Raw genomic sequence first — 24,765 nt, 5'->3', positions numbered from 1 at the left:
GGTGCGTTCAATAGAGCAATAGCGCCAGGCCGCTGAACACGCAGATCAGCAGGCTGAGGCGGAATAAGGCCGGGTGCCATACCCGGCGGTAGACGCCGGCTCGGCCCAGCAGCCAGTCCAGTCCGGCCTGACACAGCAGGCTGAACAGGAATAAGGGCAGCAGGGTGGGAATCAGAATGCCGAACACGGCGATTTCACGAGTCATGGTCAGTTCCTTGCGCTGCGCTTGCGGCGGCTTCGGCCACATCCAGCAATGAGGTGTGGATCAGGTGCAGATCGGCCAGCGCGCGTTGAATCCGCGCGGCGCGTTCGGGCTCCGCCAGCGCCAGATGGGCGCGCAGAACCGGACCGGCCGCCCGCATGGTGGCGATGGCTTGTTGCAGCCGCTCCGGCGACGGCGAGGCGAAATAGCGCGCCAGTTGCGCCACGGTATGTTCCAGATCGGCGCGCAACTGCGGAGACGGCGATTCCGCGGTCAGGGTGCGCAGATTGATGACCGCCAGCCCCAGTTCCAACAGGGTGATGGCCTGCGCGGTGATCGCCTGCTTGAGTTCGGCCTGGGCGGGGCTCAGCGTGTTCAGCAGATTGAGCAGGTCGCGGATGCGGTTCTCGTAGCGTTGCTTCAAGTGCGGCAGCTTGGCGTCGCAGGCGCGGCGCGCCTCCCGCCACAAGGCGGCGGCGATGTGGCGCGGCGAACCCATGGTGTGTTCAGGCAGCACCAGTTGGAAAAAGGCCGCCGCCAGGGCCAATCCCAGAATGCGGGCGATGCCGTTGTTGAGAAAGGCGACGATGTCGTAATTCATCTGGTTTTGCGGGTTGATCGCATTGGCCAGCACGATGGTCATGCCGGCGCCGACGCCGGCGTACTTGGGCAGGCATTTCAGATAGCTGCCCAGCGCCAGAAAGGGCAGCAGGCCCAGCATCAGCATTGGAAAGCCGTTGCCCTGGCTCAGCAGCCAGAACAAGCTGATATAGGCCAGCGGGGTGCCCAGCGCGAAGCCGGTCAGGAACTGTTTCACCATCAGCACCGGCCGCGGCGAGGAGGCGGCCAGGCCGCAGAGCACGGTAGCCAGCAGCACGGCTTCCAGCGCGCTGGGCCAGGCCAGCCAGTACCAGGCGATGGACAAGGTGCCCAGGGTCAGCGCCGCGCGCACGCCGCCGGCTACTGCCACCGGCAACGGGGTGCCCGGCACATAGGCCGCCAGCGAGCTGATTTGCTGCGGCGTCTTGCTGGCGAAGCCGTGGTAGACGCCGACGAAGGCGTGCATTTCCTCAATGAAGCGGGTCAGAAGCTCGGTGGCGGTGTCAAAGTCTATGCGCCAGTGCTCGGCTTGCTCGCCGCCTGGCAAGTGAGCGCGCGCGGCCTCGATGCGGCGCGGCCAGCCGGCGCGGAGGCGCCCTAACTGCTTCTCCGTGTCCTGGGCTTCCGAGGCGTTGCGCGCAGGGCCGTCGGGACCGCTGAGCACGGCGGCCACTTCGGAGAACAAGGGCAGCAGCAGGCTGGGCAGCGGCGAATCGGCGTCGCGGCGCAGCCGCTCCATTTGCCGATGCAGAGTGTGAAAAGTGGTCAGCGCGGCCATGAAGGTGGCGTTGAAGGCGTGCAGTTGGTTGCTGCGTGAGCGCACGTTGCCGGCTTCGAAGAAAGCGGTGGCGCGGCCGGCCTCCAGCGCGGCGATGTCGGCGGCGAATTTGAGCTGGGCCTGTTCCAGGTCGCGGGCATGCAGTTTCTGAGCCAGCGCGTCCTGACACAGCAGAATGAAGCGCAGATAGCGGCCGCGCACATTGCTAACCACCTGTTCGGCCTGATAGCGCGGAAACACGATGTCGTAGACCACCGCGCTGCAGATCAGGCCCAGCGAGATTTCCGAGACTCGGGTCACCGCCAGATCAAACACCGTCAGCGGATGGCCTATGGCCGGCAGCGCGATGATGCAGGCGGTATAGCCGGCCAGCACGAAGCCGTAGGAGCGCGAATTGCGATACAAGGTGGCGCAGCCGGCGCACAGCCCTATCCATAGCGACAGCGCCGCCAACAGCAAGATTGGCTGCGAGGCCAGCATGCCGACCAGGATCAAGGCCGCGGCGCAGCCGGCCAGGGTGCCCAGCAACCGGTAAAAGCCTTTTTCCAGTACCAGGCCGCTTTGCGGCGAACCGACGATGAGCACGGTGATCAGCGCGGTGCCCGGCGAGTCGAAGCCCAGGCGGAAGGCGAGCCACAAGGCGGCGAAACCGGCCAGCAGCGTTTTGAGGATGAAGATCCAGCGCTCGCCCTCCAGGCGCAGCCAGTCTTGACCTGCGCTGCGTAGCGCTCGGCCCAGCAAACGACGCCGGGCGGCGAGGCTAGCCGTGGTCATCATTGGATACCGCACGGTTCAGATTGCCGAGCTGGCGCAGATAGAACTGCTCTTGCTGTTGCATCTCCTCGGCGCTGAAGCCGTCGAAGGTATTGCCCAGATTGCCCCATACATCGGGCAGCAGTTTGCGGATGCGATCGCGGCCGGCCTCGCTGAGGGTGACGGCGACCGCGCGGCGGTCGTCGCTGAGCCCGCCGCGACGGATCAGGCCCTGCTTTTCCAGATCGTTGCAGATGCGGGTCATATTGGCCGGTTTTTGCGAGCAGGTTTCCGCCAGCGAGCCGGGCGTCATCGTTTCTTGTTCGGAGCCGTAGAGCACCGCCAGCACCAAGTAGCTGCTTTCGGTCAGCCCATGTTTGCGCAGGGCGGCGTTGGTCAGGTCCTGGATGCGCTTTTGCACGTGATAGTTCAGCCGCGTCAGTGTGAGCAGCGATAGCGGGAACTCCGGAATCCTGGTCTTGACGCGTAGCAGGCGCTTGCGGGTTTCTTCGAAGTGACTCATTTGACTTCTCCGTCGGCGATGGGGGTTTGGGGTTCAATGCCGCCGCCCAGCGCGGCCATCAGCGCGGCGTAGCTGTCCAGGCGCTGGGCTTGGGCCTGCGCGCGCTTTTGCCGGGCGGATAGTTCGCTCAGCCGCAGCTGTCGCACCGCGCTCTGATCGTTGAGTCCGGCGCGGTAAGCCTGCTCGGCCAGTGCCCGCTCGCGGCTGGCGGCGTCTAGCGCCTGATCGGCCTGCCGGCTCTGCTGGTCCGCGGAGCGGGCGCGGACGATGGCGCTGGCGGTTTCGCTCAAGGCGTTGATCAAGACGGCGTTGTAGCTTTCCACCGCCTGATCGTAGGCGGCGGTTTGGGCGCGCAATTGGCCGCGCAGGCGGCCGCCTTCGAATATCGGCAGGCTGATCGCCGGCGCGAAGCCGCGCAAAGCCGCGGCAGGAGACAACAGATCGGCAAAACCTATTGCCTGATAGCCGACGAAGGCGCTGATGTTGATGTTGGGGTAGAACGCGGCGCGCGCGACCTTGATGCGCGCGGCCTCGGCCTCTACTCGCCAGCGTTGCGCGCTCAGGTCCGGCCTGCGGCCCAGCAATTGGGCCGGCACTGCGGCGAGCGGGTCCAGCGGCTGATCCAGGCGCAGCGTTGGGCGTCGCGGACGGTTTTGGGTGTCGGGCGTTTGGCCGCTGAGCGCGGCCAGCTGGTTGCCCAATGTGGCGATGCGTTCGTCGATCTGTTCCAACTGGGCGCGGGCGGCCGGCAGCTTGCCGCGTTGCTGCTCCACTTCCGGTTGCGCGGTCAGCCCGGCGGCCTTGCGGCGCAGGCTGAGATCCAGCAGCGCCTGCTGTTGTTGCAGCGCGGCTACGGCCAGGTCTTTTTGCTGGTATTGCTCGGACAGTTGCAGATAAGCGCGGATAACCGCGGTTTCCAGGTTCAGCGCGCTTAGCCGGGCGTCGGCCGCGGCCATCTGCGCGTCGCTCAGCGACGCCGACAAGGCTTGGCGTTCCCGTCCCCACGCGTCCAGATCGTAACTGAGATTGACGGCGGCGCGGGTTTGCCAGTCGTAATTGCCGTGGCCCGCCGGCGGGACAAGATTTTTTTCAGCATGCAACTGCCGGGTGCTTTGCCATTGCGCGTTGATTTGCGGTTGGGCGGCCGCGGCGCTGGCCTCGCTTAGCGCCTGGGCCTGACGCAGCCGCGCTTCGGCGCCGCGCAGGCCTGGATTGTCTTGCAAGGCCAGGCGGATCAGTTGTTCCAGCTGAGGATCCCGCCATTGCCGCCACCAGTCCGCGGAGGGCATCCCGGCCCAGGGCGCGTTCAATGCGGGCGGCGTTTTAAGCTGAGATGCAGGTTTGACGGCGTCCATTTGGGCGCAGGCGCTAAGCATGAGCGCGCCGGCAAGGGCGAGGGTGGCGGGAAACGGCTTCATCTGTTCATCCATGTTTTACATCTATGTATATTTTATTTGTTGATATTACATTTGTAAAACATAATTTGATGGGCGCGGCAAAGCCATGCTCCCCATATTCCTGGCCATGCCATCTCCGACTGACGCAAATCAAGCGCATGGCATTAAATATGGTCGGCAGAGTAATGACGAGTGTATTATTTGGGTTTGCTTAATAAATACGGCGGATAAACCGGGCCGCGCGGCGAGCTTGCGCCCGGTTTGCCGCATCGTCGGCGATTTTTGGAGACACCATGCGAGCGGGCCTTTCCTTGAAGCAGCGTTTGTTGTTATTGATTTTTAGCGTGATTGCGTTGACTTGTCTGCTGGGCGGCCTGGTGCTGCGCAGCATGCACCAGCAAATGATGGCCGATCGGCAGGATTTGATTCGCGGTCAGGTGGAAAACGCCTTGAGCCTGGTGGCCAATTACGAGGAGCAGGCAGCCGCCGGTGTTTTGCCGGAGGCAGAGGCGCAGCGGCAGGCACTGCTGGCGCTGACCCGGCTGCGTTTTGCCGGCAAGGAGTATTTCTTCACCTTGGACAAGGGGCTGATCTGGCTGGCGCACGGGGTCAATCCCAAGTTGGTGGGCAAGGACATGCACGCGGTCAAGGATTCCAGCGGCAGCAGCCTGGGCGACAAGTTCGACCAGACCCTGCGTCAGGGGCAGGGCAAGGGCTTTGCGGAATTTGTCTGGGACAAACCCGGCTCGGCGGAGCCGCAACCCAAACTGGCGTATTTGCAGTCCAGCCCGCGCTGGGGCTGGGTGGTGGGCACCGGCTTGTATATGGACGACGTATGGGCGGCTTTGCGTGTGCAACTGCTGGGCGTGGCGGTCCAGGTGCTGTTGATCGCCGCGGTGTGTGGCGGTTTGGGCTGGTGGCTGTTCCGCAGCGTGACGCGGCAGCTGGGCGCGGAGCCGGCGCAGACCGCGGCCGTGGTGCGAGAAATCGCCGGCGGACGGCTGGATGTGCCCGTGCCGGTCCGGGCGGGCGACAAGGACAGTTTGATGGCCAATATCGCTCATATGCAGCAGGCTTTGCGGCAGATGGTGGCGGACATCGTGGCCAGCGCCGGTGAGCTGGGGCGTTTGAGCGAGGAGGTGGTATCCGGCGCGCAGGCGGTGGCGGACAACTCCCAGCAGCAAAGCGAAAGCGCCACCTCGATGGCGGCTTCGATCGAAGAGCTGACAGTCAGCATCAATCACATCTCGCAATACGCTCAGGATGCGCGCCAGGTATCGCAGCAGTCCGGCAGTTTGTCGGACGAAGGGGGCGAGGTGATCGCCAAGGCGGTGGCGGAGATGAAGGGCATCAGCGAGACGGTGGACCTGACCGCCGGCGCGATTTCTGCGCTGGCGGACAAGACCGCCACCATCTCCAGCATCATGCAGGTGATCAAGGATATCGCGGACCAGACCAATCTCCTGGCCTTGAACGCGGCCATCGAGGCGGCGCGCGCGGGTGAAACCGGCCGCGGCTTCGCGGTGGTGGCGGATGAGGTGCGCAAGCTGTCCGAACGCACCGCGCAGGCCACGGAAGAGATCGCCGGAATGATAGACGAGATCCAGCTCAGCTCCGACCAGTCGCGCGCCAATATGAGCCAGACCGTGGAGCGGGTGCGCGCCGGGCTGGCGCTGGCCGAGCAGGGCGGGGAGATGATTCAGCAGATACGGGGCAGCGCCGGTCAAGTGGTGCAGGTGGTGCGCGATATTTCCCATGCCCTGCAGGAGCAAGGCATTGCCAGCCAGGACATCGCCCGCCATGTGGAGCAGATCGCCCAAGTGGCCGCGGGCAACGCCGCCGCCGCCACCCAGGCGTCCAGCGGCATCCAGAGCATGGACGAGGTGACCGGCGGCCTGCGCCAGACGGTGGCCGGTTTCCAGGTGTAGCGCCGGAAGGGAGCGTGGATTTTTAGAGCCTGTTCAAAGTCTCGCGAGCCAGGGCGAGGCAAGGCGAAAACAAGCGAAAAAGCGAAATGGTCGAGAGGTAAATGAACATTTCGAGCTTGTACTCGCCGTGCAACGCTTCACGAAGCACAGTAGATGCTGAACAGGCTTTTACGGGAAGTTTGCGTCTAGGTGATAGGGACGGGAGCGGTTTGCAGCTACAATACCGCCTCGTTGAATAGACACCAACCCGTACTGGAATTCAAGATGTTGCGCATTACCGAATTAAAACTGCCGCTGGACCACGCCCCGGAAGAACTTAACGTCGCGATCGCGGCTTATCTGGGCGTGCCGGAGCAGGATATCCGCCAGGTCATCGTCTTTAAGCGCAGTTACGATGCGCGCAAGGGCATGATGAACCTGGCCTACATCGTCGACATCGACGTGGCCAACGAAGCGCGCCTGCTGGCCCGCTTCAAGTCCGACAAGCATGTGATGCCGACGCCGGATACCCAATACCACTATGTGGGACAAGCGCCGGAAAACCTGGAACGCCGCCCGGTAGTGGTGGGGTTTGGGCCCTGTGGCATCTTCGCCGCGCTGCTGTTGGCGCAGATGGGCTTCAAGCCCATCGTGCTGGAGCGCGGCAAGAAGGTGCGCGAGCGTACCAAGGATACCTGGGGCCTGTGGCGTAAGAACGTGTTGAACCCCGAATCCAATGTGCAGTTCGGCGAAGGCGGAGCCGGCACCTTTTCCGATGGCAAGCTGTACAGCCAGATCAAGGATCCGCGTCATCTGGGCCGCAAAGTCCTGACCGAGTTCGTCAAAGCCGGCGCGCCCGAGGAAATCCTCTACGTGGCCAAGCCGCATATCGGCACCTTCCGCTTGGTGAGCATGGTGGAAAAAATGCGTGCCGATATCGAGGCGCTGGGAGGTGAAATCCGTTTCCAGCAGCGTGTCGTCGACATCCATATGGAAGACGGCCCGGACGGGCGCAAAGTGGCGCGCGGCCTGACCCTGGCCAGCGGCGAGCAGATCCGCGCTGATCACATCGTGCTGGCGTTGGGCCACAGCGCGCGCGACAGCTTCGAGATGCTGCACGGTCACGGTGTGTACATGGAGGCCAAACCGTTCTCGGTGGGCTTCCGCATCGAGCATCCGCAGACCTTGATCGACAAGGCGCGCTGGGGCAAATACGCCGGGCATCCGCTCCTGGGCGCGGCGGATTACAAACTGGTGCATCACGCCAGCAACGGCCGCGCGGTGTACAGCTTCTGCATGTGTCCGGGCGGTCAGGTAGTGGCCGCCACCTCGGAAGAGGGCCGGGTGGTGACCAATGGTATGAGCCAGTACTCGCGAGCCGAACGCAATGCCAATTCCGGTTTGGTGGTCAGCATCAGCCCGGACGACTACCCAGGCGATCCGCTGGCCGGCATCGCCTTCCAGCGCGAACTGGAGAGCCGCGCCTATGTGCTGGGCGGCGGCACTTACGAAGCCCCGGCGCAGCTGGTGGGCGATTTTCTGGCTGGTCGGCCGTCCACTCAGGTGGGCTCGGTGCCGCCATCCTATCAGCCCGGCGTGCATTGGACGGACCTGGCCGGGGCCTTGCCGGATTATTGCATCGAGGCGATGCGCGAAGCGCTGCCGGAGTTCGGCAAGAAGATCCGCGGCTACGATATGCACGACGCGGTGCTGACCGGGGTGGAAACCCGCACCAGCTCGCCGCTGCGCATCACTCGCGGAGATGACTGCCAGAGCTTGAACGTGCGCGGCTTATACCCGGCCGGCGAGGGCGCAGGCTACGCCGGGGGGATTCTGTCCGCCGGGGTGGACGGCATCAAGGTGGCGGAGGCGGTGGCGCAGGCCATTTTGGACGAACGCCGATAAAACCGGTTTTCAAGTTTCTGAGCCGGCTGCGCCGGCTTTACGCCCTGACGGCCCGCTTATGCGGGCCGTTGGCTTATGAGTTGAATTTAGCGCCGGCGCTCAGATCGCAGGCAGGCGTTTACGCGCTGCGGGTCGTAATGGCTTTGGAATGAACGGGGTGGTTGGAGCGCTGTCCGGCCGGCGCCGCTCCAGCAACAGCCAAAGGCCGACGGTCGCCATCATCGGTAGGTGTCCTGGCCCCGCGAGCAGCGGCGGCAGCATCCATACGCCGCAGGAGGCAACGCACCAGCCGCCGCTGGACAGGCCGTAGCGCAAGGCCGCCGCCGCCGCAGGCCAGCCGAAGGCGGGCAGTTGGGGCTGATGGTGGCAGGCTTGAAGGCAATGTCGGCGCGGCGGAGACGCTTGCCACAGCCAGGCCGTGCCGCAGGCGACGGCGAAGGCCAGCCAGGGCGAGGGGCTGAAAGTCAACAGCGCTAGACCGAACAGATGCAGCGGCAGCCCCGCCGCCAGCCAGACCAGCGCATAGCCGCCGAGAAACAGCGCCAAGGTCTGCGCCCGTTTGCGCGCCAGGCTGCGCAGCCACAGCAGCCGCAGCGGATCGGCCAGCAACGGCGACATCATCGCCAGCAGCATCAGCGACCAGGACGGCAGCAGCAGCGCCGGCGGATTCAACCACAGCGCGCTCAACACCGCCTCCCAGCCGCCTCCGGGGCGGCTGGGCGTCCAGACGCCGCAATAGCCGGGCGCGGCCAGTTGCCGCTCCAGGCCGATCAGACCGAGCCAGCCCAGGACGCTGGCGCAGCACAGCGGCCAGGGCAAGTCCCTGAACGCCGCGACAAGGGTTTTGACTGGCATGAGGCTCCCGGTGGCGGAAGGAGGAGGCCCGGCCGCGAGGGCGGCCGGGAATGAGCGCTTACTGGCCGTGGCGGTAGACGCTGATGCGGCCTATCGTCACCTCGTCGTCGTCCTCTATGTCGGACACCGGCACCAGTTGCACCCCCATCGGCGCCGTGTCCAGCGTTTGGTTTTGGCACATGCGGTCCACGATGTCGGTGATTTCCAGCGTCTGGCTGACGCCGTTGCCACCGTGCTCGGCCAAAGAGGCCTTGCGCGCGCCGAACAACGCTATGGTGCCGGCCAGGTTCTGAGGGTGCTGCGCCGGGTCGGCGCCCTGAGGCAGGCCGACATAGACGTTGAACGTGCCGCCGTCCACTTTGCAGCGGATGTTTTCCAGGCTGAGAAAAACACGGTCCGGCTCTTGCGGCGCGGCGCCTGGCTGGGCCTTCAATTGGCCGGCGGCGGCCTGGCTGGCCTGGAAGCTGCTCAGCACCTTATTCTTCGCGTCGTTGTCCAGTTGCATCTGCGCGTGAACGGTGCTGTTGCCCAGTTTGATCGCCGCCGCGTTGGCGCCCAGCAGTTCGGTTTTCGGATTGTTCGCCATGGTGCTTGCCGCCGCGATGTCGGGATGGATGGCCGCCAGCGTCTGCATGCGCTGCGCGACGCGGCTGGCGCCGCCGAGAGGATCCGAAACGTCTTGGTAGACATAGTTCAGATTGGGCGCCTGAGTGTTGAGCACATCCTTGGCGACGAAGGTGTAACCGCTGCCGTTGGGGCGCGGCATCGCGAACTTGCGGTTGACCGGGCCCTCCAGCCAATTGTCGCTGCTGGGGTTCTGGTGGGCGGGGTTACGGTTGAGCCATACCTGCCATAGCCGGTCGATATTGGAATGGTGAATCCAGAACACCGGGTCCAGGCCGGCCAGGTCCGGGTCCGACATCAAGCCGTTGCGGCCGCCGATATTGGTGTGCACCGGGTTGTGCGGCAGGTTTTCCAGCCCGCCGCTATTGCCGCCGCCGTGCCAGAACGGCGTTTGCGGCCCGCCGTAGCCCGGCGGGATGCCGCTGGCAGTGCCGACGAACTGCGCGTCTTTCAAAGCGGTGAGCTGTACGGTTTCCGGGCGCAGCGTGATGTGATTGGGTTGATTGTTCCAGCCGTAGCGTTGGGCCAGCCACAGCGGGTTGGCGCTGCCATTCGGCAAGGTCTTGGACTGGAAACAGGTGGGCAGGTCGCGCGCCTTGGCATTGGCGCTGTCGCTGTAGTTCCAGTAGGGCAAGGCCCAGTCGGCGGGGCCGCCTAGCTTGACGATCTCCGCCAGCACAATGGCTTCGAAGGCGGCCAGATAGCCGCGGTGCCAGGGCATGAAGTACCAGCTCTGGTGCTGGCATTGCCGCCAGTAGGTGTTCTGGTCGGCGGCGCTGGGCAGCGCTTCACCGGCTTGGAGGTAGCCGTGTTGCTGCCATAGCTGGGGGTCGAAGCCGTGAATGGCGGCCAGATAGCGCCAGCTGGTGGGATCCTTGATCGGCCGTTTCTGCATTTCCCCCACTGCGCGCGCGTACCACAGCACGGTGGGGTCCCAGGGGTTGCTCATCTTCAAGATGTCTTTGCGGACGCGAGCCATGTCGTTCTCCTTGATGCGAACGCCGCTCCGGCGCGGCCGTGGCGGGAGGAGCTAAGGCTGGCGGTGAGGCGGTGTATTCGGATTAGCAAACCGAGACGGCTTCGAACTGTCCTAAAGAATGGTTTTTGTCTCGGGGCAACTACTTATTTGAAGCGGCGCTTGCAAGTGGCGGTCGGTATGCGTGCGAAGGACTTGAAAACGGGAGGAGCCGGCGCGTCGAACTGGTATCCTTGAGCGGTTTTGATTCGGATGGCAGACATGAAACGATGGCATTTCCTCTGGGGCGGCTGGCTAGCGCTGTGCTTGCTGCTGCAGGCGGCGCAGGCGGAGCCCGCCTACGGCCCCTTGTTCTCCTTCAGTAAACAGGGCCGCATCCACTATCTGTACGGCACCATGCATGTGGGCCGGCCCGGCTCGGACACGCCGGATTGGGGGCTGAAACAGGCCTTGCGCGTCAGCGACGCGCTGGTGCTGGAACTGGACCCGACGACGGCGGAGGCGGCGGCCGAGGTGACGACGCTGGCCGGCGCGGCCGCGTCCCGGCAATGGCGGCAATTGGACGCCGCCAGCCAGCGCTCGCTGGAGGGGCAGTTGGCGCGGATCGGCGTAGCGCGGGAGCAGGCGCGCGGCCTGGCGCCCAGCCTCTGGCTGATGCAGCTGGCGCTGCGCGAATACCAGCGCATGGGACAGCAGGCGCAGCACAGCCGGGAGGAAATGCTGCTGGAGATGGCGCGCGCGGCGCGGCGGCCGGTGCTGGCGCTGGAAACCGCCGGCGAGCAAAGCCGCTTGCTGTTCGAGATGCCGGCGCCGGCCTTGCGGGAATGGGTGCGCCAGAGTGCGGAATGGCAGGGAGTGGAGGAGGCTGACCGCTATTATCGGGAGCTGACCAAAGCCTGGGAGCGCGGCGATCTGGATGCCCTGCAGGCGATGGTGGCGCTGCCGGGCTATCCGCGGCTCAGCGCCTGGACCCAGCATGAAATGCTGGACCGCCGCAACCTGACGATGGCGCGCCGCATTGATGAACTGGCGTCTTCACGGCGGCTGTTGGTAGCGGTGGGCGCCTTGCATCTGGCCGGACAGCAGGGGCTGGTCAAGCTGCTGCGGCAGCGCGGCTACCGGGTAAGTCCGGCGCCGCGCGAGCCGTGAGCGGGCTTTAGCTCGCGTTTTTGAGGTTCTTGGGCCCGAAGGCGCCCGGCAGCAGTACTTCCAGCGTGGTGTCTATCAGGTCCTCGCCGTCGCAGATGGCGCGCACACGCATGGCCGGGCCAAACTCGTTCAGTACCTGACGGCAGGCGCCGCAGGGCGGCGTGGGTGTGGGGGTGGGCGTGTAGATGCAGACCGCCAGCACATCCTGGATGCCGTGGTTGGCGCGCGCGGCGTAGACCGCGGTGCGCTCGGCGCAATTGGTCAGGCCGTAAGAGGCGTTCTCCACGTTGCAGCCGATATGGATCTTGCCGGCGCCGTCCAGGATGGCGGCGCCGACGGCGAACTTGCTGTAAGGGACATAAGCCTGGCGAGCGGCCAGGCGGGCGGCCATTTCCAACTCGGCCCATTGCTCGTTGTTGGGTGCGTTGCCGGTCATATTGCCTCCGTTGCTATTGGCGTGGCATGTTGCGCCGGGCGCGGCCGGGCTGTCAATATCCGGCCTGGCGCAAGCGGCCTCGACTGATCATTGGCGCAGGTGCTCTTGGCAATGCCGCGCCATCGCGTCGGCCAGCGCCTGAGACAATTCCGACTCCACCCTCCAGTGGTGCCAATACAAGGGAATGTCCAGATGCTGTTGCGGAAACAGATCGATCAGCCGGCCGGCGGCGATGTCGTCGTCCAGCATCAGCTCGGGCAGCAGGCTGTAAGCCAGGCCCTGGCGGGTGATCTCGACGAAGCCCTGCGGCGTGGGCACGGTCAGATAGGGAAAGCCGCCGTGATAGGACACGGTGTGCAAGAGAAACTCTCGATGCACATCGTCCTTGCGGCTGTACAGAATGGTGGGCGCGGCGGCCAGTCCGGACTCGGTGACGCCGTCCGGGAAATAGCGGCGGGCGAAATCGCGGGTGGCGACGCAAAGATAGCGCATGTGGCCGAGGAACAAACTGTCTCCGCCCTGAATCGGCTGCGGCCGGGTGCTGACGCAGCCGACCACATGGCCGGCGCGCATCAACTCGTGGGTATAGTCCTGATCATCCACCATGATGTCCAGCAGCACTGGCTGGCTGTCCAGCACCGGCCGCACCGCCGGCAAAAACCAGGTGGCCAGGCTGTCCGCGTTAACGGCGATGGCGAGAGTGGTGAACTCCTGCCGCGGACCGCTGGGCAACAGGGTGTTCATCAAATGGTTTTCCATCAGGCTGATCTGGCGGAAGTATTGCAGCAGCTGGCGGCCGGCCTCGGTGGGCTCGGCCGGAATGGTTCGGGTCAGCACCGGCTGGCCCAGTTGTTCTTCCAACTGACGGATGCGTTGGGAAATGGCGGACTGGGTCAGGAACAGCTTTTTGGCCGCCTTGTCGAAGCCCCCGGTTTCGGCTACGGCCGATAAGGTTTCCAGTTGTTTAGGATCAAGCATGTATTGACGTCCTCGCCGTGATAATTCCACGGTGTTTCTTGCTTTGTCGCCGCGACCTATGGCATGTTGTGCTGCTTCGTCCGAACACGGACGGTACAAAGGTTTGCCTGCACGCGGTGGCGGCATAAAAATAATTAGAGCGGCTGGCGGCGACGGTTCTGATCGGCTGGCGCCGGCGGCTCATGGCCAATGACAGGCATGTTGAAGATGCAAGCAGATAATAAGGCACTATTGGATGGCATGTGCCGTTTTATCGGGGTTCGGGCGGATCATATGGCGAAGCTCACCGTCCATGCTCCGCTCTTGTTGTCGCGCAAGGAGGCCTTGGGCAAGGAGTTTTACTGGTATGCGTTGAAATGCCCGGACACGCTGGCGCTGCTGAGCGAGCGCCTGCCGGGCGGCATCGATTCCCTGGTGGATGCCTTGTTGCAATATTGCGAGCGGATGCTGACCCGTCCTGTGAGCGGCCGCGCCGCCTGGCGCGTGGTGGAGCAGGGGCGCTTGATGCGCCAGCTGGGCGTGGGGCTGATGTGGGTGGTGGGCGCTTACGAGCGCTGTCAGGCGCATTTCCTGGCGCGGCTGGCCGAGGCCGGGCTGGATCTGGACGAGCTCGCCGCGCTGTCTAGGCTGCTGCGCAAGCGCATTTTGCTGGACCAGATGCTGCAGTTGCACGGCCACCAGCAGTCCTTGCAGGAAGCGGTGGACAGCAAGCACCGCCATTTGCAGACCATGTCCGGTTTGTACGCCACTCTCAGCGGCGTCAGCATGGCCCTGGTGCGCTGTTCCGAGCGTCGCGAGCTGTTTCAGGCGATTTGCGACGTTTGCGTCCGCGAGGGCGATTTCTCCCATGCCTGGGTTGGCCTGCTGGACGCCGAATCGCAAAGCGTGCGTCCCGCCGCGATGGCCGGCGCTCACGCCGAAGCCTTCATCCCCTGGCTGCAAGTCTCTGCGCATTCCGAAAGCCTGCATGGCCGCGGGCCCAGCGGTCGGGCCATCCGCGGCCTGGCGGTGCAGGTGGTCAACGATTGCGGCGAAGATCCGTCGATGCAGCCGTGGATGCGCGTGCTCAACGCCCGGAATGTGCGCAGCGCGCTGGTGGCGCCGTTGACCTTGCGCGAACAGGTGATCGGCACCCTGTCGCTGTATTCTGGTTTGCCGGGCTTTTTCGACGACACCAAGGTGGCCTTGGTGGACACTATGGCGCGGGAGATCAGTCGCGCGCTGGAGCGCCAGGACGCGTTGGAGCGCAGCCATCGCGCCGAGTCCGAACTGGCCTTCCTGTCCTTTCATGACCCGTTGACCGGCCTGCCCAACCGTCACCTGATGAAAGAGCACATCAATAAGCAGTTGCAGATCCGGCGCGCCAACGCGCAACTGGCGGTGCTGGTGCTGTCCATCGAAGGTTTTCACGAAATCAACGCTCGCCTGGGACACGAGGGCGGCGACGCGGTGTTGTGCGAGGTGGCCAATAGGCTACGGCGCTGCATCTATCCCTACGGCTACGTCGGCCGGGTGGGCGCTTCGCGCTTCGTTGCTTGCAGCGACCGCCACGAACGGCTGGACCAACTGGTGGATAGTCTGATGGGTAGCCTGCAGCAGCCGGTGGACTGCATGGGCGTGGTGATTCACACCCGCTGCAGCATGGGTATTGTGGTGGAGCCGGTGAGCGACCGCAGCGACGCCTCCGCGCTGTTGCGGCGCGGCGAGTTGGCGTTGAGCCGGGCCAAGGAGGCGGGCGGCGGCCATTGCCGTTATTACCATGTGACCATGGATGAAGAGATCCAGCACATGCACGCGGTGCGCAACGCTTTCGCGCAGGCCATCGCCCGCGAAGAGCTGGCGCTGTTTTATCAGCCCAAGATCAATCTGCGCAACAACCGAATCGAAGGCGTGGAGGCGCTGGTGCGCTGGCGTCGTGATGGCCGCTTGGAAATGCCGGGGGCCTTCTTTCCCGCGATAGAGAACACCGACTTAATGCGGGAGCTGGATTGGTGGGTGCTGCGCGAAGCGCTGCGTCAGTCAGGCGAATGGCTGGCGGACGGCCGTCACATTCCGGTCAGCGTCAATCTTTCCGCCATCACTTTGAAGCACGAGGGCTTTGTGCCTGGCATCCAGGCTTTGTTGCAGGCTTACCCGCTGCCGGCCGGCTACCTGGAGCTGGAAGTGCTGGAGAGCGTGACCCAGCAGGAGGCGGAGCAGATCACAGCCAAGTTGGAGCATTGCCGCGATCTCGGCCTGTCCATCGCCTTGGACGATTTCGGCACCGGGGCATCCTCGCTGGTGCATTTACAGCAACTGCCCTTCGACACCATCAAGATAGACCAGCGCTTTGTCCGGCTGCTGCTGGATACGCCGGGTAACGAGGCCATCATCCGCAGCATGGTGTCCTTTGCCCACTACACTGGGCGCAAACTGGTGGTGGAGGGGGTGGAAAGCCGGGCGATCTGGGACCGTCTGCTGGAAATAGGCTGCCTGGACGGACAGGGGTACGAGATTTCACCGCCGGTGGACCCTAAGCAGTTACCGGAGTGGATGGCGGATTGGGAGCGGCGAGCAAGTATTAATTCCACTTATATATAATAATTTTTATTAGTTTTACTTTGCTATGCCGCTCCTTTAGTCTGTGTTGAAAATTTCCGGGAGCGGCTCTTGTTCAACTTTAGCGTTTATCTGTCTGCCCTTGGGCTATCCATCGGGCAGATTGTCGGCATTGGGCCGCAGAATGCCTTCGTATTGCGGCAGGGCATAGGCCGCAGCCACATCCTGCCCATTGTGGCGATCTGTATTGTCGCGGACGTGTTTCTGATCGCCTGCGGGGTAATGGGCGTGGGCAAACTGCTCAATGCGATTCCCGGCTTCATTGTCACGGTGACCTGGCTGGGCGCGGGCTTCATCCTGTGGCTGGGCTATAAAGCCTTTCGTTCCGCCTTGACGCCTGGGGCGATGTCGCTGGCGGGCGGCGTGGAGAAAGATCGCAAGCGCGCTATTCGCACCGTGCTGGCGGTGACTTTGCTCAATCCCTATACCTGGCTGGACACCGTGGTGCTGATCGGCGGCGTGTCCGCCATTTATGGAGAGAGTGCCGCGCCATCCTTTCTGTTGGGCAGCCTCAGCGCCTCCGTGCTGTGGTTCGGCGCGATCGGCTGCTTCGCCGGCAAGCTGGCGCCCCTGTTTCAGCGTCCGCAAAGCTGGCGGGTGCTGGATTGCGTCATTGGCCTGGTAATGCTGTTCACCGCGTTCATGTTGTTGCGCAATTACGGTTTCGAGGGGATGGCCTGAGCGGCTGGGATGGGAGTTGGCGCTTTGTTTTTTGAAAGTGACGGCTTGCTTTTAAGCAACCCGTCACTTTTTCATATGTAGTTTGTTGTGACAAGGTAATTTTTCACCACGTATTTATGTATTTGGAATTGCAAAATAATTTTGTAAATACCAAATCATTTACCATAACTAAATCTCCGTTGTGAACAACATAAGGAGAGTTAGTCATGAGAAGTCTGATCCAAGCCGGTTTGATTGGGGTTTCTGTATTGGCCGGCGCATCCGTCCAGGTTGCGGCCGCTCCGGTGAACAACAGTTACATCCAGTCCAGCGCCAACGAGATTCGCGGTTTTCTCGGCGGCTACGCGCGGCCGACGGTCTACGTCAACCAGTACGCTTGCCGCGAACCTCAACTGAGCGCGATGGCGTGCGGGCCTTACACCATCAGCGTGGGCACCGGCTTCCTGCAGCAACAGGAAAACAGCTACGGCAACTATGTGGCCAAGTTCATCCTGGCGCATGAATGGGGCCATTCCATCCAGTTCACCCACAATATCTACCGTCAGGCGCCGATGCAGGAGTTGCAGGCCGATTGCGTGGGAGGAACTTTCGCCAAGTACGCCGAAACCAATCTGCGCTATCCGAGCTTTATCGAGAACGCGGTGGCTTCGGCGCGCAACGCCGCCGATTACGGCGAACACGGCACGCCGTCTCAACGCGATTACTATTCGCGCTACGGCCACGCCAACGGGCTCAACGCTTGCCTGAACTCGATCTAATCGACGATGGGCAAGCAAGCGTGGGGGCTGGCCGGCGGGCTGGCTCTGTTGGGCCTGGCCTGGGTCAGTCTGCCTGAACCGGTTCGTGCGCGGCTTGGCCTGAGCGTTCCGGCCCCGGCGGCTTTGGTCGCCGGGGCTGCCGGAGCCGCGTCGCAGCCGGCCAAGGGGGAGGTGCCGGCGAGGGCTTACCAGGGGCTGAGCTTCGCGGTTGGCGACGGGCCGGCTCCGGCCGCTGCTCCGGCGGAGCCCTTGCCCGAGAGCAAGACCGAACGCCAGCGCAAGCAGGTTTTGCGCCAACTGGGCTACGTCATCGACGAGCGCTTCTACCGGATGCCGCTGGCCGAGCTGCGGAAGTTGGCGGCCGCCGGCAATGTCCAGGCCTTGACTCACTTGGCAGAGCGCTATCTGTTCGAGCTGGATGGCAAGCCGCAGCGGCCGGGCTTTGAGCCCGAGATGCGTTACCGCGAGGAGGCGCGCGCCGCTTTGCAGCAGGCGTACCGGCTGGGCAACCGCCATGCGGCGGCGATGATCTCCGAGAGCTATCTGCTGGAACGGCAGCCCTTGGAGGCCGCGGCCTGGAATCTGGTGGCGCGGCGGGCCGGAGACACGTTGAGCGCGGACTGGTTCCTGACCACCAAGGACTATCGGCAGTTGAACGCCGGGCAGAAAGCGGCGGCGACGGAGCGCGCGGAGCAGATTTGGCGCGAATTGCATCCGGGAGCGGCTCAGTCCAAAGGCTAGCGGTCGCAAAAAACCGGCGACCCCCGCAAGGGGGCCGCCGGTTTTTCGTTTGCGAAGCTTGGCGTTTTACATGCGCTCATCCACTATGCGCTGAAACGCAGTGGACTTTGAACAGGCTTTACTGAGCGTCAGCGGCCAGGCCGGCCACCAGATCCTCGCGGGTGATCAGGAATACGAAGCCGTCGCCGCTCTCGGTTTCCATCCACATGAAGGGCAGGGTGGGGAAGCACTCTTCCAGCATGTCGCGGTTGTGGCCGATCTCCACCAGCAGCACGCCCTTGTCGTTCAGGAAGTCCGGCGCGCGTCGCAGGATTTCGCGGGTGGCGTCTAGGCCGTCTTCGCCGGAGCCCAAAGCCAGTTCCGGCTCGTGCAGATATTCCGGTGGCAGCGCGTCCACCGATTCGGCGTCGACGTAGGGCGGGTTGGAGATGATCAGGTCGTACTTTTCCTCTAGGCCCTCGAACATATCGGTGTGGATCAGCTGCACGCGCTCGTCCAGGCCGTAGTTCTGCACATTGATGGCAGCCACTTCCAGCGCGTCCAGGGAAATATCCACCGCGTCGATTTCCGCGTCCGGATAGTGGTGCGCCAGTTGGATGGCCAGGCAGCCGGAGCCGGTGCACAGGTCCAGCGCGCGCTGGACCAGTTCCGGGTGTTCGATCCACGGTTGCAGCGGCTCGCCCAGCAGCTCGTAGATGAAGGAGCGCGGCACCAGCACGCGTTCGTCCACGTAGAAGTTGAAGTCGCCTTGCCAGGCTTCGTGGGTCAGATAAGCCACCGGCACGCGCTGTTCGGCGCGGCGCTCGATCATGTCGACCACGTCCTGAACCTCGGTGGGCAGCAGCTTGGCGTCGAGGAAGGGCTCGAGCTGATCCATCGGCAGCTTTAGCGCGGACAGCGTCAGATAGGCTGCTTCGTCGTAGGCGTTCTGAGTGCCGTGGCCGTAAAACAGGCCTGCGTCGTTAAAACGCGATACGGCGAAGCGCAGCAGGTCGCGCAAGGTGGTGAAGCTGGATGCAGCCTGGGCGTACATGGTTTTCCTTTCAATACAACAGGGACATGGCTGCGGCCATGTCCCCGGCGGTGTTGATTCACGCTCGCGGAGAGCGCGGGCAATGACTTTGAACGGCGGGCGTCAGAACGGCAGCTTGGCGTCGGTGGCGGTGCCCAGCACGCGGCGGAAGTCGCCCTTGATGCGCTCCAGCGCCGCGTCGTTGTCGGCCTCGAAGCGCAGCACGATCACCGGCGTGGTGTTGGAGGCGCGGGCCAGGCCGAAGCCGTCCTTATACTCCACGCGCAGGCCGTCCAGGGTGTTGACCTCCTCTGCGCCGTCGAAGCGGGCGGAGGCCTGCAGTTTGGCGATCAAGGCGTGGTTTTCGCCTTCCTTGGCCATCTTCAGATTCAGTTCCGGCGTGGACACCGCATTGGGCAGCGCATTGAGCAGCTCGCTCGGATTCTCCACGCGGGACAGCACTTCCAGCAGGCGAGCGCCGGCGTACATGCCGTCGTCGAAGCCGTACCAGCGTTCCTTGAAGAATACGTGGCCGCTCATCTCGCCGGCCAGCAGTGCTCCGGTTTCCTTGATCTTGGCCTTAATGAAGCTGTGGCCGGTGCGAGCCATCACCGGCACGCCGCCGTTCTGTTTGATCCACGGCTTGAGCAGGCGGGTGGACTTCACGTCGTAGATGATCTTGGCCTTGGGATTGCGTTCCAGCACGTCGGCGGCGAACAGCATCAACTGACGATCCGGCCAGATGATGGTGCCGTCCTTGGTCACCACGCCCAGGCGGTCGCCGTCGCCGTCGAAGGCCAGGCCGATTTCAGCGTCGGTTTTCTGCAGCGCGTCGATCACGTCCTGCAGGTTTTCCGGCTTGGCCGGATCCGGGTGGTGATTGGGGAAATTCCCGTCCACATCGCAAAACAGTTCGCGCACGCGGCAGCCCAGGCGACGGAACAGCACCGGGGCGAAAGCGCCGGGCACGCCGTTGCCGCAGTCCACCACGATGTTGAGCGGGCGCTCCAGCTTGATGTCGGAGGTGATGCGGTCCAAGTAGGCTTCGGCGATGTCGTGGGTGCCGTAAGCGCCTTCGCCGCTGGAAAGATCGCCGTCGACGATACGCTGGTACAGTTTTTGGATGTCGTCGCCGGCCAGGGTGTTGCCGGCCAACATCATCTTGAAGCCGTTGTAGTCTGGCGGGTTGTGGCTGCCGGTGACCATCACGCCGGACATCGAGCCCAGCTCATGGGCGGCGAAGTACAGCATTGGGGTGGCGACGCGGCCGACGTCGATCACGTCGACGCCAGCGGCCTGAATGCCTTCGGCCAGGGCCTGGCATAGGTCCGGGCCGGACAGGCGGCCGTCGCGGCCTACCACGATGGTTTTCACTTTGCGGGCCTTGGCTTCGGAGCCGACGGCCTGGCCGATCTGGCGGGCTACGTCATTGGTCAGGGTCTTGCCGACGATGCCGCGGATGTCATAGGCCTTGAAGATGTCTTTGGACAGTTTGCTCATGGCGTTCTTATGCAATCGAAATGAAGGATGAGCGCGGAGCGGCGGCGCTCCGCGTCGGAAATTGGGGGCTCAGGCGGCCAGCGCGGCGCTCAGGCTGATCAATTGGTCCAGCTTGGCGCGGGCTTGTCCGGAGTCGAGCGCTTCGCGCGCCATGGTAACACCGTCGGCCAGGGTAGGGGAAACGCCTGCCGTGTAGATGGCTGCGGCGGCGTTGAGGCAGACGATGTCGCGCGCGGGGCCGGCTTGGCCGTCAAGCACCGCCAACAGAATGTCGCGCGAAGCTGCGGCGGTATCTGCCCGCAGCTGCTTGAGCTCGGCGAAATCCAGGCCCAGTTCGCGCGGATCCAGCTGGTATTCCTCGATCTGCCCGTTCTTTAGTTCAGCCACCATGCTGGGGCCGGACAAGGTCAGCTCGTCCAGGCCGTCCAGGCCGTGCACGATCAGCGCGTGGCGGCTGCCCAACTGCTTCAGCACCCGCGCCTGGATGCCCACCAGGTCCGGGTGGAACACGCCCATCAACTGATTCTCGGCGTCGGCCGGATTAGTCAGCGGCCCCAGGATGTTGAAAATGGTGCGGGCGCCCAGCTCCTTGCGGATGGGCGCCACGTGGCGCATCGCCGTGTGATGGTTGGGCGCAAACATGAATCCGATGCCGATTTCGTCGACGCAACGGCCCACTTGCTCTGCGCTCAAGCTCAGTTTGACGCCCAGCGACTCCAGCACGTCGGCGCTGCCGGAACTGGAGGACACTGAACGACCGCCGTGTTTGGCCACGCGGGCGCCTGCCGCCGCGGCGACGAAGGCGGAGGTGGTTGAGATGTTGAAGGTGTGGGATTTGTCCCCGCCGGTGCCGCAGGTGTCCACCAAGTGGTCGCGCTGGCTGATCGGCACCGGAGTGGCGAACTCGCGCATCACGGTAGCGGCGGCGGCGATTTCCAGCACCGATTCCACTTTGACGCGCAGGCCGATCAGGATGGCCGCGGTTTGCGCCGGCGTCAGTTCGCCGCGCATGATCTGGCGCATCAAGTCCAGCATTTCGTCATAAAACAGTTCGTTGCCGTCGATCAGCCGGTTCAGCGCGGCCTGCGGGGTAATCATCGGGGAGTCCTTTTGCTTGCGTGGGCGGCGCCGCGCGGAGGCGGGCCGTCCAAAAATTCAATTGCCGGCGTGCGCCGCCAGCTGGGAGAGGCGCTGCTCGATCAGGTCGGCGCGGCAGGCGGCTTGCGCCTGGTCCGCGCCGTTGCCGCTGGCGTAGCTGCTGGCCACCCAACGGCATTGCTTGTCCAGATAGGTCTTGAAGGCGCGCTTGGATTGGCTGAGCGCCAGCCGGGCGCGGTAGCGGTTGCCGGTGATCTGGTCCAGCTCGCGCATCGCGGCGGAGGCCCTGTTTTCGCTTTGGGCCAGTTCGGCTTCGGCTTTGCTCAGCCGCTGTTGCAGGCAGGCGGATACCGCCGGAGTCTGCGCTTCCGTACGCATGCAGTCGTCCAGCGCGCCGGCCTGCGCCGCGCTGGACAAAGCCAGCGCGGTGCTCAGCATCAACATTCTCTTCATCAGGCGAACTCTTTCAGGAAGTTGTCCAGCATTGCGTGGCCGTGATCGGTGAGGATGGATTCCGGGTGAAACTGCACGCCTTCGATCGGCAGCGTCTTGTGGCGCACGCCCATGATTTCGCCGTCGTCGGTCCAGGCGGTGACGTCCAGACAGTCCGGCAGCGTCTCGCGTTCGATCACCAAGGAATGGTAGCGAGTACAGGTCACTGGATTGGGCAGGCCGCGGAACATGCCGACATCGCGGTGTTTAACCGGCGATACCTTGCCGTGCATTAGTTGTTTGGCGTGGACGATGCGGCCGCCGAAAGCCTGGCCTATGCCCTGATGCCCCAGGCACACGCCCATGATGGGCAGCTTGCCGGCGAAGTGCTGGATGGCCGGCACGGACACACCCGCCTCGTTGGGCGTGCAGGGGCCGGGCGAGATCACCAGGTATTTAGGCTGCAGCGCTTCGATTTGCTGCAAGGAAATTTCATCATTGCGGTACACCTTGACCTCTTGACCCAGCTCGCCGAAGTATTGCACCAGGTTGTAGGTGAAGGAGTCGTAGTTGTCGATCATCAACAGCATGATTGGCTTAAGTCCTTGATTTTGCTGTGGGCAAGTGACTTGCCGTGTGTTTGATACCCCCGTTTGTACCCCCAAATGGTTTTGCTGGGCTTTTAAGACTGCTGCTGGGGGTTGGGATGAAAAACACTATACCGGATGATCGGGCTGTTCGCAGCACCTCATCAAAACGGTTTGGCCGGCCTGCCGCCCAGCACCGTCTTATACCTCTCTATTAATATCGCAACCCGCAGCAATGCCACCTCCGCCATAGCATCCACGTTGTCGACTCAAACTGCCGCCCGTCTATCAGGCAATCGGGTCCAGGTCCGTCGCCGCGGCCAGGCGGCGCTCCGCGCGGGCCAGATCGACAACGGCCTGGATGGCGGCCCTGGCTTGCGGGCTGTTGTGCCAGCAGCTGGAGCCCATCATGTCGGCGATCTGGCGCGTCAGCAAGGCCGGGTCCTGGTCCGCCAACTGCGCCAAGGAAGAAAAGCCGATTTGCTCCAGTCTGGACACAACGGTGGCGCCCACGCCTTTCAAAGCCACCATCTTGTTTTTTTCATCTGAGCTGAAACCCATGCGTCCTCCCTGTCTTGATTGCTATCCACGCCACAGGATACACGCGCCGCGCGGTTTGAATGATAGGGCGCGGATATATTTCGCATCAGGGGATTTGCCGTTCTTACTCCCAACTCATCGCCCAGGCGTATAGCGCAATCATCATCATGACCTCCATCATCAGGCTGCCCAGTATGAACAGCAGGGGCATGAACAGCAGCGAGCCGTAGTGCAGCACCAGGGCGGCGGCGAAGTAATGCAGCGGAGCCTCAAGCAGCAAATAGGCCAGGGAGACCCCGGTGAGGGCAAACTTGTGCCAGAGCGGTTTTTCCAGCACGTGAAAGGTCAGCGCGTGCACCCAGGGCATCAAAAACAGCAAGGTGAGCACAAATGTCAGGCAGGAGCTGTGATATTCGGGAAGGGAGTGGTTGAAGGCCGCCGGCAATAGGGCAAAGTAAACGCAGGAACAGCCATGGATGATGACGAACAAGCGCAGCAAGTAGCGCATCGGCATGTTTTCCGGGCTGATCAAAAACGACAGCAACAGCAGCAGCAGGCCGGCGAGACCGTTGCCCCACCATTGCCAGAACGAGGGCACCGAGGCCGGCAGATCCAGCCACGGCAACAATAAGCCCGGTATTTGTCCGTTCAGTATCTCCAGGCTGGAGAGCTGGGCCGGCACGCCGGTAACCGCTATGCTCCATTGCGTGACGAGCCGCCATAGCGCAAGCGTTTGCGGCAGGAAGGCGAGCAGCAACAGGTTGAACAGCAGCGGAATGCCGAGGATCTCCAGCCAGCGAAGACGTTGGAAGGATTCTGTGCGCATGGCCCGGTGCAGGGAGATGAGTTCGCCCCCATGGCCGGTGTGGCGCAGCGCCTTGAAATGTTTCAGACGTTCTTGAAGGCTCATGGCAGGTTCCAGAACACGGCGGTAGTGATGCCGGTACGCTCGTAATAGGGGCTGTGGTAGCGTTCAACGGCGGCATGGATGCCCCAATGCTTGCCTATCCACTCCCTCCAGCTCAGTTGATAGAGTTGGCTGTCGAAGCTCTGCTTGGGCTGGTCGACTCCGATGGGCATATAACCCTCGCCGCCGGCGTTGACGGCCAGGGTGATCAGGCGCCAGCGGTCGCGCCCATAAGTCACCGCGCCGTAACCCTGCATGGAGCTTACGCTGCCGGGGTTGCTCAAGGTGCGGTGCACGCCGCCTTCCACGACCCAGGGCGCGTCGAAGTAATAGACCATGCCCAAGGTCAGAATGCGGTCGCTATAGCCTTGGCGATTGTCGTTGTAGGCCAGGCCGAAGGTGGTGACTAGATTGCGGTTGGGCAGCCATTTCCGGTTGATGGCCGCGCCGTAGTGGGTGCCGGGCCAGAAGGTGCCGCTGCTGCTGCGCCCCAACTCCAGTCTGCCGTACCAGTCCGGGTTGATGTCGTGGTTCCAGCCGCCGTTCAAGGCCATGCCCCGTTCGCCAAAGCGGCTGTCCTGCTCCGCGGTCCAATCGAAGACGTTGCCGGCGTCGGTTTGCCAGACACCGGACAGATAAACGCCATCCCAGGCGGGGTTGTTTCCGGTGAGACGGGAGTGTTGCGCGCCGATCTCGATGCTGCGCGCCCATGAGTACGGCTCCGGCGCTGACGGCGGGGACTCTGTCTCGACATCTGCGGGAGCGGACGCCGTTTCCGGCGTATCAGGGGCCGCCATTTCGTCGGCGCGGGCATGCCCGGCAAGAGAC

Annotated in this window: 23 protein-coding genes; 7 read left to right on the top strand and 16 right to left on the bottom strand. The window is 63.5% G+C overall.

Features of this window, described 5'->3' with window-relative positions; all coding sequences use genetic code 11:
* Positions 1 to 7: 7 nt before the first annotated feature.
* The 4 genes from MOV80_RS12315 to MOV80_RS12300 are packed head-to-tail and all read right to left on the bottom strand — an operon-like array spanning position 8 to position 4,274.
* Positions 8 to 205, bottom strand: coding sequence for a DUF1656 domain-containing protein (locus MOV80_RS12315; RefSeq protein ID WP_019100681.1), 198 nt, complete (start codon positions 203 to 205; stop codon positions 8 to 10).
* Complete coding sequence (locus MOV80_RS12310; protein WP_249605141.1) at positions 195 to 2,357, bottom strand: FUSC family protein; 2,163 nt, start codon at positions 2,355 to 2,357, stop codon at positions 195 to 197. The genes MOV80_RS12315 and MOV80_RS12310 overlap by 11 nt, the downstream gene beginning before the upstream one ends.
* Positions 2,341 to 2,856 (bottom strand): MarR family transcriptional regulator, encoded by a 516-nt coding sequence (locus tag MOV80_RS12305; RefSeq protein WP_043590600.1) that lies wholly within the window; start codon positions 2,854 to 2,856, stop codon positions 2,341 to 2,343. Before MOV80_RS12305 ends, MOV80_RS12310 begins: the two co-directional genes overlap by 17 nt.
* Entirely contained in the window at positions 2,853 to 4,274 is a 1,422-nt protein-coding gene (locus MOV80_RS12300) for an efflux transporter outer membrane subunit (protein WP_162897077.1), read from the bottom strand. The genes MOV80_RS12305 and MOV80_RS12300 overlap by 4 nt, the downstream gene beginning before the upstream one ends.
* Before the next feature lie 272 nt (positions 4,275 to 4,546).
* Here MOV80_RS12300 and MOV80_RS12295 point away from each other — a divergent pair, with 272 nt between their 5' ends.
* Positions 4,547 to 6,181, top strand: coding sequence for a methyl-accepting chemotaxis protein (locus tag MOV80_RS12295; RefSeq protein WP_019100677.1), 1,635 nt, complete (start codon positions 4,547 to 4,549; stop codon positions 6,179 to 6,181).
* A gap of 264 nt (positions 6,182 to 6,445) precedes the next feature.
* Positions 6,446 to 8,065 carry an NAD(P)/FAD-dependent oxidoreductase gene (locus MOV80_RS12290; RefSeq protein WP_019100676.1) on the top strand — a complete coding sequence of 540 codons (1,620 nt, stop codon included), beginning with the start codon at positions 6,446 to 6,448 and terminating at the stop codon, positions 8,063 to 8,065.
* 99 nt (positions 8,066 to 8,164) lie between these two features.
* Here MOV80_RS12290 and MOV80_RS12285 read toward each other — a convergent pair whose 3' ends face one another.
* Both MOV80_RS12285 and MOV80_RS12280 read right to left on the bottom strand, forming a co-directional pair.
* Complete coding sequence (locus MOV80_RS12285; protein WP_052051976.1) at positions 8,165 to 8,920, bottom strand: DUF2182 domain-containing protein; 756 nt, start codon at positions 8,918 to 8,920, stop codon at positions 8,165 to 8,167.
* A gap of 58 nt (positions 8,921 to 8,978) precedes the next feature.
* Positions 8,979 to 10,523: a tyrosinase family protein gene (locus MOV80_RS12280; RefSeq protein ID WP_107732595.1), complete on the bottom strand. Its 1,545-nt coding sequence runs from the start codon at positions 10,521 to 10,523 to the stop codon at positions 8,979 to 8,981.
* A 258-nt stretch (positions 10,524 to 10,781) separates the two neighbouring features.
* Between MOV80_RS12280 and MOV80_RS12275 the strand changes: the two genes are divergently transcribed.
* Positions 10,782 to 11,669 (top strand): TraB/GumN family protein, encoded by an 888-nt coding sequence (locus tag MOV80_RS12275; protein WP_162897076.1) that lies wholly within the window; start codon positions 10,782 to 10,784, stop codon positions 11,667 to 11,669.
* A 7-nt stretch (positions 11,670 to 11,676) separates the two neighbouring features.
* On the opposite strand, the gene MOV80_RS12270 is transcribed toward MOV80_RS12275, so the two are convergent.
* Together MOV80_RS12270 and MOV80_RS12265 are read right to left on the bottom strand one after the other, a co-directional pair.
* Positions 11,677 to 12,105 (bottom strand): cytidine deaminase, encoded by a 429-nt coding sequence (locus MOV80_RS12270; RefSeq protein WP_019100671.1) that lies wholly within the window; start codon positions 12,103 to 12,105, stop codon positions 11,677 to 11,679.
* Between the two features lie 87 nt (positions 12,106 to 12,192).
* Entirely contained in the window at positions 12,193 to 13,083 is an 891-nt protein-coding gene (locus MOV80_RS12265) for a LysR family transcriptional regulator ArgP (protein WP_081574530.1), read from the bottom strand.
* Between the two features lie 189 nt (positions 13,084 to 13,272).
* Here MOV80_RS12265 and MOV80_RS12260 point away from each other — a divergent pair, with 189 nt between their 5' ends.
* The 4 genes from MOV80_RS12260 to MOV80_RS12245 all read left to right on the top strand — a co-directional run bounded on the left by MOV80_RS12260 (position 13,273) and on the right by MOV80_RS12245 (position 17,861).
* Entirely contained in the window at positions 13,273 to 15,663 is a 2,391-nt protein-coding gene (locus tag MOV80_RS12260) for an EAL domain-containing protein (protein WP_118267766.1), read from the top strand.
* Between the two features lie 69 nt (positions 15,664 to 15,732).
* On the top strand, positions 15,733 to 16,362 hold the full coding sequence (locus MOV80_RS12255) for a LysE/ArgO family amino acid transporter (protein WP_019100668.1): 630 nt from the start codon (positions 15,733 to 15,735) through the stop codon (positions 16,360 to 16,362).
* A 206-nt stretch (positions 16,363 to 16,568) separates the two neighbouring features.
* Positions 16,569 to 17,120 carry a hypothetical protein gene (locus MOV80_RS12250; RefSeq protein ID WP_019100667.1) on the top strand — a complete coding sequence of 184 codons (552 nt, stop codon included), beginning with the start codon at positions 16,569 to 16,571 and terminating at the stop codon, positions 17,118 to 17,120.
* A gap of 6 nt (positions 17,121 to 17,126) precedes the next feature.
* Positions 17,127 to 17,861 carry a hypothetical protein gene (locus MOV80_RS12245; protein WP_118267764.1) on the top strand — a complete coding sequence of 245 codons (735 nt, stop codon included), beginning with the start codon at positions 17,127 to 17,129 and terminating at the stop codon, positions 17,859 to 17,861.
* 118 nt (positions 17,862 to 17,979) lie between these two features.
* On the opposite strand, the gene prmB is transcribed toward MOV80_RS12245, so the two are convergent.
* The 8 genes from prmB to MOV80_RS12205 form a co-directional block, all read right to left on the bottom strand.
* Positions 17,980 to 18,894 carry a 50S ribosomal protein L3 N(5)-glutamine methyltransferase gene (gene prmB / locus MOV80_RS12240; protein ID WP_019100666.1) on the bottom strand — a complete coding sequence of 305 codons (915 nt, stop codon included), beginning with the start codon at positions 18,892 to 18,894 and terminating at the stop codon, positions 17,980 to 17,982.
* A 102-nt stretch (positions 18,895 to 18,996) separates the two neighbouring features.
* Positions 18,997 to 20,373, bottom strand: a complete 1,377-nt coding sequence (locus MOV80_RS12235) for a phosphomannomutase/phosphoglucomutase (protein WP_019100665.1) — start codon at positions 20,371 to 20,373, stop codon at positions 18,997 to 18,999.
* 69 nt (positions 20,374 to 20,442) lie between these two features.
* Positions 20,443 to 21,471, bottom strand: a complete 1,029-nt coding sequence (gene trpD / locus MOV80_RS12230) for an anthranilate phosphoribosyltransferase (RefSeq protein WP_019100664.1) — start codon at positions 21,469 to 21,471, stop codon at positions 20,443 to 20,445.
* A 57-nt stretch (positions 21,472 to 21,528) separates the two neighbouring features.
* Complete coding sequence (locus tag MOV80_RS12225) at positions 21,529 to 21,924, bottom strand: lysozyme inhibitor LprI family protein (protein ID WP_083860588.1); 396 nt, start codon at positions 21,922 to 21,924, stop codon at positions 21,529 to 21,531.
* The gene (locus MOV80_RS12220; RefSeq protein WP_191186783.1) at positions 21,924 to 22,493 is read right to left on the bottom strand and encodes an aminodeoxychorismate/anthranilate synthase component II; all 570 of its coding nucleotides are present in this window, start codon (positions 22,491 to 22,493) and stop codon (positions 21,924 to 21,926) included. The genes MOV80_RS12225 and MOV80_RS12220 overlap by 1 nt, the downstream gene beginning before the upstream one ends.
* Before the next feature lie 285 nt (positions 22,494 to 22,778).
* Entirely contained in the window at positions 22,779 to 23,051 is a 273-nt protein-coding gene (locus MOV80_RS12215; RefSeq protein ID WP_081574533.1) for a hypothetical protein, read from the bottom strand.
* Positions 23,052 to 23,154: 103 nt separating this feature from the next.
* Positions 23,155 to 23,940, bottom strand: coding sequence for a hypothetical protein (locus MOV80_RS12210; RefSeq protein ID WP_191186782.1), 786 nt, complete (start codon positions 23,938 to 23,940; stop codon positions 23,155 to 23,157).
* Positions 23,937 to 24,734: a YaiO family outer membrane beta-barrel protein gene (locus MOV80_RS12205; RefSeq protein WP_157222003.1), complete on the bottom strand. Its 798-nt coding sequence runs from the start codon at positions 24,732 to 24,734 to the stop codon at positions 23,937 to 23,939. The genes MOV80_RS12210 and MOV80_RS12205 overlap by 4 nt, the downstream gene beginning before the upstream one ends.
* Positions 24,735 to 24,765 lie beyond the last annotated feature (31 nt).

This window comes from Chromobacterium sp. IRSSSOUMB001 (assembly GCF_023507765.1).
Classification (GTDB): Bacteria; Pseudomonadota; Gammaproteobacteria; order Burkholderiales; family Chromobacteriaceae; genus Chromobacterium; species Chromobacterium haemolyticum.
The sequence above is the reverse complement of the archived record's forward strand: the minus strand, read 5'-3'. Positions and strand labels throughout refer to the sequence as shown.